This is a genomic window from Caballeronia sp. LZ043, assembly GCF_031451075.1.
Lineage (GTDB): Bacteria > Pseudomonadota > Gammaproteobacteria > Burkholderiales > Burkholderiaceae > Caballeronia.
In genome coordinates this window covers 340,444-352,381 of sequence record NZ_JARUXT010000002.1, presented here as the reverse complement: position 1 = coordinate 352,381, position 11,938 = coordinate 340,444, and the positions used below count along the sequence as shown (strand labels likewise).

General features: G+C 62.9%; 12 protein-coding genes. 6 read left to right on the top strand and 6 right to left on the bottom strand.

Going from position 1 to position 11,938, the window contains the following annotated elements:
- The first annotated feature begins 95 nt into the window (after positions 1-95).
- Positions 96-1,037: an AEC family transporter gene (locus QCE64_RS14940; protein ID WP_309922565.1), complete on the top strand. Its 942-nt coding sequence runs from the start codon at positions 96-98 to the stop codon at positions 1,035-1,037.
- A gap of 100 nt (positions 1,038-1,137) precedes the next feature.
- Positions 1,138-1,920, top strand: a complete 783-nt coding sequence (locus QCE64_RS14935; protein ID WP_309922568.1) for an SDR family oxidoreductase — start codon at positions 1,138-1,140, stop codon at positions 1,918-1,920.
- 5 nt (positions 1,921-1,925) lie between these two features.
- Here QCE64_RS14935 and QCE64_RS14930 read toward each other — a convergent pair whose 3' ends face one another.
- Genes QCE64_RS14930 through QCE64_RS14915 form a run of 4 tightly spaced genes read right to left on the bottom strand, consistent with a single transcriptional unit; the run spans position 1,926 to position 6,286 of the window.
- On the bottom strand, positions 1,926-2,144 hold the full coding sequence (locus QCE64_RS14930; protein ID WP_309932681.1) for a hypothetical protein: 219 nt from the start codon (positions 2,142-2,144) through the stop codon (positions 1,926-1,928).
- Positions 2,145-2,161: 17 nt separating this feature from the next.
- Positions 2,162-2,995, bottom strand: a complete 834-nt coding sequence (gene nadE / locus QCE64_RS14925; RefSeq protein ID WP_310004564.1) for an ammonia-dependent NAD(+) synthetase — start codon at positions 2,993-2,995, stop codon at positions 2,162-2,164.
- A 22-nt stretch (positions 2,996-3,017) separates the two neighbouring features.
- Entirely contained in the window at positions 3,018-4,757 is a 1,740-nt protein-coding gene (locus QCE64_RS14920; RefSeq protein WP_309922574.1) for an ATP-binding protein, read from the bottom strand.
- Entirely contained in the window at positions 4,754-6,286 is a 1,533-nt protein-coding gene (locus QCE64_RS14915) for an ATPase domain-containing protein (protein WP_310004562.1), read from the bottom strand. The genes QCE64_RS14920 and QCE64_RS14915 overlap by 4 nt, the downstream gene beginning before the upstream one ends.
- Before the next feature lie 433 nt (positions 6,287-6,719).
- Between QCE64_RS14915 and QCE64_RS14910 the strand changes: the two genes are divergently transcribed.
- The 4 genes from QCE64_RS14910 (at position 6,720) to QCE64_RS14895 (ending at position 9,508) form a co-directional block, all read left to right on the top strand.
- Positions 6,720-7,595 carry a manganese catalase family protein gene (locus QCE64_RS14910; protein ID WP_310004560.1) on the top strand — a complete coding sequence of 292 codons (876 nt, stop codon included), beginning with the start codon at positions 6,720-6,722 and terminating at the stop codon, positions 7,593-7,595.
- A gap of 66 nt (positions 7,596-7,661) precedes the next feature.
- Positions 7,662-8,042 carry a hypothetical protein gene (locus tag QCE64_RS14905; protein ID WP_309932686.1) on the top strand — a complete coding sequence of 127 codons (381 nt, stop codon included), beginning with the start codon at positions 7,662-7,664 and terminating at the stop codon, positions 8,040-8,042.
- 39 nt (positions 8,043-8,081) lie between these two features.
- The gene (locus tag QCE64_RS14900) at positions 8,082-8,321 is read left to right on the top strand and encodes a hypothetical protein (protein WP_310004558.1); all 240 of its coding nucleotides are present in this window, start codon (positions 8,082-8,084) and stop codon (positions 8,319-8,321) included.
- 17 nt (positions 8,322-8,338) lie between these two features.
- Positions 8,339-9,508 (top strand): zinc-dependent alcohol dehydrogenase, encoded by a 1,170-nt coding sequence (locus QCE64_RS14895; RefSeq protein WP_310004556.1) that lies wholly within the window; start codon positions 8,339-8,341, stop codon positions 9,506-9,508.
- A gap of 55 nt (positions 9,509-9,563) precedes the next feature.
- Here QCE64_RS14895 and QCE64_RS14890 read toward each other — a convergent pair whose 3' ends face one another.
- Together QCE64_RS14890 and QCE64_RS14885 are read right to left on the bottom strand one after the other, a co-directional pair.
- On the bottom strand, positions 9,564-9,998 hold the full coding sequence (locus QCE64_RS14890) for a pyridoxamine 5'-phosphate oxidase family protein (RefSeq protein ID WP_309922588.1): 435 nt from the start codon (positions 9,996-9,998) through the stop codon (positions 9,564-9,566).
- Positions 9,999-10,076: 78 nt separating this feature from the next.
- Positions 10,077-11,876 carry a methyl-accepting chemotaxis protein gene (locus tag QCE64_RS14885; protein WP_309922591.1) on the bottom strand — a complete coding sequence of 600 codons (1,800 nt, stop codon included), beginning with the start codon at positions 11,874-11,876 and terminating at the stop codon, positions 10,077-10,079.
- Positions 11,877-11,938 lie beyond the last annotated feature (62 nt).

Sequence of the window (11,938 nt, the reverse complement as noted above, 5' to 3'; positions counted from 1 at the left end):
CAAAAAAGGTTTCGAAAGGGGTCGAAGACGGTATTGGATTGTATCTCCCCTAGGGATTACCCTTGCTCCGTTCTTTCTTTCTCGATAACTGCATCATGCTTTCGACGCTTGGGATCCTGCTTCCCGTCTTCGCGCTCATCCTGGCGGGTTTTGTCTGCCGCAGGCGCGGCGTGCTCGGGCCCACGGCCGCCTCCGAACTCAACCGCTTCGTGGTCTGGCTGGCCTTGCCGGCATTGCTCTTCAACACGATGGCGCATGCCACGTGGAAACAGCTCGATCAGCCCGCGTTCATCGCCGTCTTCAGCATCGCCGGCGGCGTGACCTTCCTGCTGATCCTCGCCTACCGGATGATCAACGGCCTGCACCTCGCGGACGCGAGCATCGACGCCATCGCGGGCGCTTATCCGAATACCGGTTACGTGGGCTTTCCGCTGTGCCTCATGGCATTCGGCCCGGAGAGTCTCACGCCGACCACCATCGCCACGATCCTGATTGCATGCGTGCTGTTCGCCGTCGCGATCGTGTTGATTGAACTGAGCCTGCAAGCCGAGCGGCGGCCGCACAAACTCGCGAGCAAGGTGCTGGTCTCGCTGGGCAGGAATCCGTTGATCGTCTCGCCGCTGGCCGGCGTGTTGTTCTCGGCTGCGCATGTTGCGCTGCCCGATAGCGTGGTCGCGTTCCTCAAACTCCTGAGCGGCGCCGCAAGTCCGTGTGCGCTGGTCAGCCTGGGTCTGTTTCTCGCCGAGCGCAGGGCCGCGGTTGCTACACAACGGAGTGCGCTTCTGCTCACGGGCACCAAGCTGCTCCTGCAACCCGCGCTTGCATGGTGGCTCGCCGCGCGAGTCTTCTCGATGCCGACGCCGATGGTCAACATGACGCTCGTGCTCGCCGCATTGCCCACGGGCACCGGGCCATTCATGCTCGCGGAGTTCTATCGACGGGAAGCGCAGGTGACGTCACGTACGATCCTGTTCACCACGCTTGCCTCGCTCGTGACGCTTTCGGTCATTCTCGTGTACGTCCGGTCGGGCGCTTAGCGCGCCGAGGCGTCATCGTCACTCGTGAATAAACCCGAAACGGAAGTGGAACGACACTTGCAGCACCGCAGGCTCCATCACCCCTCTCTCCACATCCGTCATGAACGACTTCAACAACACCGCCCGCTTCGAAGCGAAAACCGTCATCGTGACGGGCGCAGGCTCGGGTATCGGCGAAGGCACGGCGCGGCGCTTTGCAAGCGAAGGCGCTTCGGTTGTGCTGGCCGGCCGCACACGCGAGAAGCTTGACCGCCTCGCGCGCGATCTCGATCCGGCACGCACGCTCGTGCACACATTCGACGCCTCGAAGCCCGACGACGCAAAGCAATTGATCGACGCGGCCATCGACCGCTTTGGCCGCATCGACGTCCTCGTCAACAACGCGGGCGTGGCGCCGACAGGGCGCATCGACGAAGCCTCGCTCGACGACTGGCGCGCGGTCATGTCCACCGATCTCGACGGCGTGTTCTATTGCTGCCGTGCCGCGATCCGGCATCTGATCGATTCGCGGGGCTGCATCGTGAATGTGTCGTCGGTATCGGGACTGGGAGGCGACTGGGGCATGAGTTTCTACAACGCGGCCAAGGGCGCCGTGACCAACTTCACGCGCGCCCTCGCCATGGATCATGGCCGCGATGGCGTGCGCGTGAACGCGGTCTGCCCTAGCCTGACCGCGACCGATCTGACGCAAGACATGCTCGGCAATGAAAAGCTGATGGCGAAGTTCGAAGAGCGCATTCCGCTCGGCCGCGTGGCGACGCCTGAAGATATCGCGGCCGTCATCGCCTTTCTCGCAAGCGACGACGCGCGCTTCGTTACCGGCGTGAATTTGCCGGTGGATGGCGGGCTCAGCGCCTCGAACGGACAGCCGCCGCAGGCGTGATGCTTCTAGAAGCCGTGCAGGTGCCGGATGTCCTCGAATGCCTGTTTGACGGCCGCATCTGTCTCGGGTGAGTGAGGCTGCCAGTCCCATCCTGTTGCTTTGGGCTCCTGGCATCCGCGCGGCGTCAGGAAGACGACGAGGTCCGGCGTATAACCCTGTTTATCCGGTAGAAGCTCGTTGATCTGCTTGATGAAAAGATCAGGGGCAATGGGCGGTAAGGACATGAAAGCTGAAAGGAAAGTTACGCGCCGACTTCCACCGGCAATGCGCGCTTGTGACGCGTTGCCAGGTAGAAGCGGCGGATCGTCGTCAGGATTGCTTCATTGACTTCCCTGCCCTCCAGGAAGTCATCGATGTTTTCGTAGGTGATGCCGTAGCTGTCCTCGTCCGGACGCTGCGGCGTGAGCGTTTCGAGATCGGCCGTCGGCACCTTCATGGCGAGCTGCGTCGAAGCGCCCATCGACATCGCCAGCGCGCGCACGCGACGCTTCGTCAGACCCGAAAGCGGCAGCACATCCGCGCCGCCATCGCCGAACTTGGTGAAGAAGCCCATCAGCGATTCAGCGGCGTGATCCGTGCCGACCACCACGCCGGCTCGCGCGCCCGCTATCGCGTATTGCGCGATCATGCGCTGGCGCGCCTTGATGTTGCCGAGTACGAAGTCCTTCTGGAAGTCATCGGCATACTGCGCGCCGCCCAGTTCGAGCGCCGCGAGCATCTCATCCGATGCGCCCTTGACGTTGACTTCGAGCGTCTCGTCGGGCTGTATGAATTCGAGCGCGCGCCGGGCGTCGTCTTCATCGCGCTGCACGCCATACGGCAGCCGGACCGCGACGAAGCGTGCTTCATACGCTTGCGCGCGCAGACGTTCGACGGCCAGTTGCGCGAGCCGCCCCGCCGTCGATGAATCCACCCCGCCGCTGATGCCCAGCACATAGGTCCGCAATCCGTGCGACATCAGGTAATCGCACAGGAAGCCGATGCGGCGTTCGCGTTCGCTGTCGACAGCGAAGCTTGCCGCCACGTTCAACTCGCGGATCACCTGCGCTTGCCACGCTCGCCCGTCTTCGCTCATGCTTCCTCCCTGATCGCTTCGACTACGATGACGGTCGCGCCGTGGAGCGCCGCAGCCTCGCGATATGCCGGCTCAGCTCAGCCAGCGAAAACGGCTTGCGCAGCACTTCCGCGTTCGCCACGCCATCCAGCGCCGCCGTATCCGAATAGCCGGTCACCATGACGACGGGCAAGCCGGGCCGGATTTTCTGCGCAGCGCGTGCCACCTCCGCGCCGTTCATCGCGGGCATGGCGTAATCGACGACCAGTACGTTCGGGAAGTCCTCGCCGATCATCGCAAGCCCTTCGGTGCCGCTGCGCGCATCGCGTACTTCGAATGCGTCCATCTCGAGGCCGGCGACCAGCGATTCGCGCACGTTGTCGTCGTCATCGATGATGAGGACAGACGTCCCTTCCGCGCCCGCTGCGTCCCCCGCGGTCCCGTCCGCTACGGGCAGGGTCCCGGCCGGCTCTTCTCTTTCCGATCCGGCGACGGGCAGAAGAATCGAAAAGGACGCGCCCTTGCCGAACTCGCTGTCCACCTTGACCGTGCCGCCGCACTGGTGAGCGATCCCCCAGACCTGCGCGAGCCCGAGCCCGGTGCCCTTGCCCACCGGCTTGGTGGTGAAGAACGGATCGAAGATACGTTGCCGCGCTTCTTCGCTGATGCCCGTGCCCGTATCCGACACCTTGATCTCGACATACTCGCCAGAAGGCAGGTCCGCGTCCGGCTCGTCCAGCATGCGTGTAGACGTGGACAGCGTGATGACGCCGCCGCCCGGCATGGCGTCGCGTGCGTTGTTCACGAGATTCAGTATGGCAAGTTCGATCTGGTTCGAATCCGCAATCACGAAGTGCGACTCCGCCGCGAAATGCGCTTCGATCGTATGCGACACACCGAGTGAGTGACGCGCCAGGTCCATGAGGTCGCGCATGCGTGCGTCGATGTCCACCGGCTGCAGGACCAGCTTCTGGATGCGCGAGAACGCAAGCAGCTGGCCGGATAGCTTCGAGCCGCGCTCCGTCACGCGCAGCGCATTGTTCAACAGCGGCAGGACGGCGTGATCGCTGTCCAGCTTCCGGCGCGCGAGTTCGAGATTGGCGACCAGCGCCATCAGCAGGTTATTGAAGTCATGCGCGATGCCCCCCGTCAGCCGGCCGACCGCTTCCATCTTTTGCGCGTGCGCCAGCGCCTCTTCCGCGCGCGTGCGCTCCTGCACCTCTTCCGTCAGCCTGCGATTCGTCTCGCGCAGTTCATGCGTACGGGCTGCAACTTGCCGTTCGAGCTCGGCATGACTGCGCGCCAGCCGCCCTTCGGCTGCGCTCAGACGCTCGTTCATCGTCGCCGCCGCGCGCAGTTCGTCGCGAATCTGGAACTGTCGCTCGCGGCCGGAGAGCGCGGCCTCGACGGCACTCGTCAACGCAAGTGAACTCGCGGGCCGCTCGATATAGACGAGGTTGGTCATGCGCGCCGGCAGCCGCCCCGCCAGACGGCGATGATGCGCGTGCTCGAAGCGGCTGCGCTGCGTCAGGATGATGAACGGCACGTCGGACCATGACGGCTGCGCATCGAGCTTGTTCGCCAGCACGGAAAGGTCCGCGCCGGACAGCGACTCGTCGGTGAGCAGCACGCCGCCCACGTAGGGATCGATAGCCTCGACGAACGCGTCGAAGCTGTGCACGGTCGTCGTGGCGATTGCACGCTTGCGCAGCAGCATTTCGGCTGTCTGCGCGTCGCGTCCGAAGCGCGCGAAGATGACGATAAGGCGCGAGAATGCCTTCATTCCAAGGGAACGCCGTTCTCGCCGCCAAACTGGACCGAATCGCGCTGCTTGCCGAGTCCCGCCGCACCGCCCATGTAGGTGGGCGTGCCGCTCAGCACGCCGTTGAAGCGCGTCAGCGGTTCACTCAACTCCAGCCCGCGCGAGCTGATGACCAGTTCGCGAATCGTACTCTCGTGCAGACTGCCGCGATTCTTGAGCACCGAGAGCGCCTTGCGCACACGCCCTTCGGCTTCAAAGAAACGCAGCAGGATGACGGCGTCGGCGATATAGCTGATGTTCAGCGAGCCCGAATGCATGTTCCCGATCAAACCCTGATGCGGATTGACGAGGAAGGTCGCGACGCCCTGCTGGTTCAGGAATGACAGCAACTCGTGTAGTTGCAGGATGAGCTGTTTTTCCTGCGGCATCGCGGCCACATAGCCGTTCAGGCTGTCGATGATGATGAGCCGCGCATCGTTGTGGGTGACTTCCGAACGCACGAGGCTCGTGAACTCGCCGGGCGAGATCTCGGACGGGTCAACCTGCCTGATTTCCAGCAGACCAGCATCGATGTGCGGTTGCAAGTCGATTCCGATGCCCCTCGAACGCACGAGCAGCGTGCCGATACGTTCGTCGAATTCGTAGATGACGCAGCGCTCGCCGCGTGCGCACGCCTGCGCCGCATATTTCAGGGACAGCGTAGTCTTGCCGGTACCGGCGGGGCCCGTGATCAGCGTGCTTGTGCCACGCAGCGGGCCGCCGCCGAGCAATGCATCGAGCGCCGCCGAGCCGCTCGGCAGGACGTCCCCGACGAATTCGGCGTGATGTTCCAGCGCAATCAGGCGCGGAAAAATTTGCAGACCGCCCTCGCGGATCGCGAAATCGTGAAAACCTTCCCGAAACGCGCTTCCCCGAAGCTTCTGCACTTGCAGGCGCCGCCGCGCGACGCCGAAGTCGAGCGTGAGGCGCTCCAGCGTCAGCACGCCATGACAGAGGCTGTGCAGATCGACGTCATGCATGCCGCGCGCGCTCATGTCGTCCATCAGCAGGACGGTGGCGGCGTTGTTGTTGAAGAAGTGCTTGAGCGACAGCAACTGGCGCCGAAAGCGCAGCGGGTCCTGCGCGAGCAGGCGCAATTCCGACAAGCTGTCGAACACGATGCGCGACGGCTTGACGCGCTCGACGTGTTCCGTGATATGGCGGATCACCTCGCCGAGTTCGATCTCCCACGAATGCAGGATGCTCTGGTCGCCGTCGATGCCGAGCTTCAATTCGGCTTCTTCCATCTCGAAGACGGTGATGCCGTCCATCGACCAGCCGTGCGCGTTCGCCACTTCATCCAGCTCCTGAGAGGTTTCCGAGAGCGTGATGAAGAGCACGGTCTCCCCGGCGGCCACGCCGTCCAGCAGGAACTGCAGACCCAGCGTGGTCTTCCCCGAGCCCGGCGCGCCCTCGATCAGATAGAGCCTGCTGGCGGGCCAGCCGCCGTTCAGGATGTCATCGAGGGCCGTGAGGCCGGAAGAAATGCGGGGAGGTTTCGGGTCTGTCATGGATTCGAAGCGATAGCTTTGTCGATCGATGGAATCTGTTTCGCCCTGAGTGGCATCCTCAGGTCATCGGGGCGCGATATTCAAAGTGTAACGTGTACTTCTTTCCAAGTGCACGTCCGATCGAATCGGTCAGCGGAGTGTGCCCGGCGTGACCGATGTCATATGCATGGTCGCTCGATCCGTGGGCACAACCGTTGCTCGACTGATCATGCAACCGAGCATCGATCACTCAAGGCTCGGCTCATCTTCGTTGAACAGCGGCTCGCCGCATCACGCCAGCGCACGTCCGTCGCGCTGAGACTCGGAAAGCAAGACTGCAAGTGACGCCATGGCGCTCCTCTCGGTCAATTTTTCGAGTACCCACTTTTCATCTTCGACATTTGCGCAGTCCGCGCAAGGACTGCGCTCGTCCCTACGATAAGGAGCTTCCGCCATGTTCGTGCACAACAAGCGTTTGCAATACACCGTTCGCGTTGCTTCCCCGAATCCGGGGCTGGCCAATCTGCTGCTCGAGCAGTTCGGCGGGCCGCAAGGCGAACTCGCCGCCGCTTGCCGCTATTTCACCCAGGCCGTGGCCGAGGACGATCCGGGCCGCAAGGACCTGCTCTTCGATATCGCCACTGAAGAACTCAGTCACCTCGAAATCATCGGTTCAATTGTCGCCATGCTGAACAAGGGCGCCAAGGGCCAGCTGGCCGAGGGCGTTGAATCCGAGGCAGAGATGTATCGCTCGCTGACCGGCGCGGGCAATGACTCGCATATCACGTCGATTCTCTATGGCGGCGGCGCGCCGCTGACGAACTCGGCGGGCGTGCCCTGGACCTCGGCCTATATCGACACCATCGGCGAGCCGACCGCCGACCTGCGTTCGAACATCGCCGCCGAAGCGCGCGCGAAGATCGTCTATGAACGCCTCATCAACGTGACTGACGACCCCGGCATCAAGGAAGCGCTGGGCTTCCTGATGACGCGTGAGATCGCGCACCAGAAGTCCTTCGAGAAGGCGCTGCATTCCATTCAACCGAACTTCCCGCAAGGCAAGTTGCCCGGCAATCCAGAGTTCACGAGCGTCTACTACAACATGTCCAAGGGCGAAGACATGCGCGGTCCGTGGAACGAAGGCGGCGACTGGCGCTTCATCGAAGACCCGCAGCCGGCCGTGGATGGCGGCGATGGACTGGCGACCGTGAATGTCTCGGAGCAGGATGTGGAGACGCTTCAGGCCATGGCGTCGCGCACGGCGTCGGACCCGGCGGCGGATCCGACCACGGGTGCGGATCTCGGTGCGGGCCAGGCCAACCAGGTGTAAGAGTGCGCCTCGGAGGCGGGTGCCGCCTCCGAGGCATTGCTTCGACGACCTTATTCAGGAGTAGCCATGCTGTCACCTACGCTCAACCCGCCGAGCCTTGACTTTTACCGCGCCAACGTCGAGACCTGTCTGCGCTTGTCGCTGACAATGAACGACGCGCTGAGGCAGTTCAGCGAACTCAACCGGAAGACGATCGACACGGCACTCGCCGGAGAAGCTGATCAACCTGCGTTGTTTGCCCGCTGGCCGAGCTATGCGCTGAACTACGCGACGGAAGCAATGGAGACGTTGCATGCCACCGCGGCAGACGTCATGGCGACGCTCGTTACCCCTCGCGGCACCGACCACGCGCGGATCGTCTACGACGTCAGTGATACCGCCGACGCGCCGCGCCCGAATGTGATTCTCGATGCGGAAGGCGAAGTGGTGAAGCGCCTGACGCCTTGAGGGGCGCCGTCTTCTTTACACAGCCACGAAGGAGCGACCATGAACAACGAACCTTCCGATCCCGTCGAACGGGCCGACCAGCGGCGCGAGGAACTCGGCGCCGGCGATGTCGATGAAAAGCCCGACGGAACCATACGGCAGCGCGAACACGGCAACATGGACGCGAGCCTGGTTCCAAAGGGCAAGGATCATCCGGAAGAGGGCGCCTATACGCCCGAGCACGATCACAAGGATCCGGATCTCGAACCCGATCCTGCACAGTCTTCTCATTCACAGTAAGGCGCCAGGAGGTAGACATGAAAGCACTCGTCTGGCATGGCAAGAAAGACATTCGCTACGACACGGTTCCCGATCCGGAGATCGAACACGGGCGCGACGCCATCATCAAGGTCTCGACCTGCGCCATCTGCGGCTCGGACCTTCATCTCTTCGACGGCTTCATGCCCGGCATGAAACACGGCGACGTCATGGGCCACGAGTTCATGGGAGAAGTGGTCGAAGTGGGCCACGACAACACGGCTTTGAGGATTGGCGAGCGGATCGTCGTGCCGTTCACCATCACATGCGGCGAGTGCGATCAATGCAAGCGTGGCAATTTTTCCGTGTGCGAGCGTTCGAATCGCAACAAGGACACGGCGGAGAAGTTATTCGGCCACACGACTGCTGGCCTGTTCGGCTACACCCATTTAACGGGCGGTTATGCCGGGGGTCAAGCGGAGTACGTGCGCATTCCCTTTGCGGACAAGACGCACATCAAGATTCCGAACGCACTCACCGACGAGCAAGTGCTCTTTCTCGGCGACATCTTTCCGACCGGCTGGCAGGCGGCGGTGAACTGCGAGATCGAGCCGACTGATACGGTCGCGATATGGGGCGCGGGCCCCGTCGGACAGATGGCGGTGCGCAGCGCCGTGCTGCTGGGCGCGAAGCAGGTGGTGGTCATCGACCAGGTTCCCGAGCGCCTGGCCATGGCGCAGGCAGCGGGTGCAATTCCCATCAACTTCAAGGAAGAAAGCGTGCTCGACCGGTTGCGCGACCTCACCCAAGGCAAGGGACCGGAAAAATGCATCGATGCGGTCGGCATGGAATCGCACGCAACGCGCTCGTTCGATGGCATCTACGATCGCGTCAAGCAAGCCGTCATGCTCGAAAGCGACCGGCCGCATGTGCTGCGTGAGATGATCTACGTTTGCCGGCCGGCGGGTGTGTTGTCCGTTCCCGGCGTTTATGGCGGACTGATCGACAAGATCCCTTTTGGCGCTGCAATGAACAAGGGGTTGACCTGGCGCATGGGCCAGACGCATGTCAATCGCTGGAGCGAAGACTTGCTGAAGCGTATCGAGGAAGGTCAGATCGATCCGTCGTTCGTGATCACGCACCGCATGAAGCTCGAGGACGGACCGCAGATGTATGAAACGTTCAGGGACAAGGAGGATGGCTGCATCAAGGTGGTGCTGACGCCTTGAACGCCTGGAGGTAATTACCGCGCCATCAGCAAGGATGGCGCGGTTGCATCGCAAATTACAACACGATCTCGCCGTCTTCCTCGCCGAGCCAGTAATGCACGCGCTCGGCGCTCACCTTGATCAGCACGATACCCGGCGTTGCAAAGCCATCCGAGAACCACTTCGCGATGTCTTCGTTCCAGTGCTCCTTCATCGCGGGCTTCTCGCGGATCAGTTCGGCGTTGCCTTCAACGGCCACGAACAACTGCGGCTTCCCGCCCGCGCCCGTCGCGCCCGTGAACGACAGCCCAACCTTCGCGTCCGCCTTGATCTCCTTCACCATGTGCGTCTCTTCCGACGTGAAGTAGTAGCTGTCGCCGTCGAAGCGGACATCGCGGTTGTTGCTCATCGGCCGGACGGCGATGTTGCCATTCAGCGCGCGCGTGGAGAGCATCGCGAAGTCGATGTCCGCCATCTTCTCGGCGACTTGTTCGAGGGTCAATGTAGTCATGGCTCATGCTCCTGATAGTGGTTGTCAGAGGGTCATGAGCCGGACTCACGCAACCGGCATGCCACGCGTCAGTCAGAACTACGACAGCTTGAACTCGCTCACGGCCATCGCCAGTTCCATCGCCTGCGTCTGCAAGGCCGAAGCCGCCGCCGCCGATTGCTCGACGAGCGCCGCATTCTGCTGGACCATCTGATCGAGCTGGGACACGGCCTTGTTCACTTCCTGGATGCCGCGGGTCTGCTCGTTCGCCGCATCCGTTATCTCTGCCATGATGGTCGAGACATTCGCCACACTGCCGACAATCTCGTTCATCGTCTCGCCCGCGCTGCGAACCTGGGTCGAACCGGACGCCACGGCATCGACCGTCGACGTCACGAGGCTCTTGATCTCCTTCGCCGCCTGAGCGCTGCGCGCAGCAAGCCCGCGCACTTCCGACGCCACCACCGCAAAGCCGCGTCCCTGTTCGCCGGCACGCGCCGCTTCGACGGCCGCGTTCAACGCAAGGATGTTGGTCTGGAAGGCAATGGCATCGATGACACCGATGATGGAGCCGATCTGGTTCGACGAATCCTCGATCTCGGTCATCATGGTGATCGCCTCGCCGACCACCTGACCGCCCGCCGACGCCGTCGCCGCCGCCGATGCTGCCGTCACGTTGGCCTGATTGGCGGCCTTGGTGGAGTGCGCAATGGTCGAGCTGATTTCCTCCACCGACGCCGCCGTCTGCTGCAAGCTCGCCGCCGCCGATTCCGTGCGGCCCGACAAGTCCTGATTGCCCGCCGCGATCTCGCTCGATGCAAGCCGCACCGATTCGCTCGAATCCCGCACGCGCGTCATCACGTCATGCAGCTTCTTGATGAAGGTGTTGAAGGCACGCGCGATCTGCGCGACTTCGTCGTTGCCGTCGGCGGGCAGCCGTTGCGTGAGGTCGCCCGTGCCCGAGCCGATGGAATCCATCGCGTCGCGAATCGACGAGAGCCGCTTGAGCGCAATCGACGTCACCAGTCCGACAATCAGCGCGCCGAGCGCAATGATCACGAACAGCGCGATGGCAGACGTGACGATCATCGAGCGCATGCCGGCAGTGGCTTCGGCCTTGTCGAGCGCGATGATCAGGGTCCAGTCCGTGCCGGGCACCGCGCGCGCATGAGCGAGCACGTCCTGCGTGCCGGCGTGGGTATCGAGCGGCTCGGCTGCGCCGATCAGGTTCTTCAACGCCGTGCCCGACAGGTCCGGGAACAGGTCCGTGAGCGGCTTGCCGGTCAGCTTGCGGTCCGCGTGCGCGACGATCGAACCCTTGCCGTCCACGAGCACGGCAAAGCTGGCGGGCGTCGGGTGCACGGAGAGCACGTTGTCGATGACCGAGTCCATCGCGACCGCGCCCGAGACCACGCCCGCGAGCTTGCCGTCACGCTTCAGCGCCTGCGTGAACGCGACGATCAGCTTGCCCGTCGATACATCCATGTACGGCGCCGTGACTACCGGGCCACCTGCGCTGACCGCCGCCGTGTACCAGGGGCGCGTGCGCGGATCATAGTCGGGCGGGAGCTTGGTGGGTTCGGAGAAGAGCGAAGTCTTGTCCTCGTAGCCGGCGAGCACGTTGACGAAATTGCCCGCCGCTGCAATCTGCTTGAAGAGCGGCACCGGGTCCGGCGAGAGCGCCGCATCCTGGATCGACACGATCATCTGCTTCTTCGACGCAATCCATTCGCCGATCCCGCTGACATGGCCGCTCGCCACGGCGGACAGGTTCTCGCTGATCGTCTTGTTGTTATAGGAACGCGCGACCGTATAGCTGAGCGCGGCGTTGGCAATGAGCGCGATCACCAGCACAGCAATGCTGGCCGTGACGACGCGCGAACGAATGGTCGAAAACATGTATCCCCTTAAGTGCCTGCTGAAAAGTTATTTTCAGACATTACGGCCCTGTCAGGAGAAAC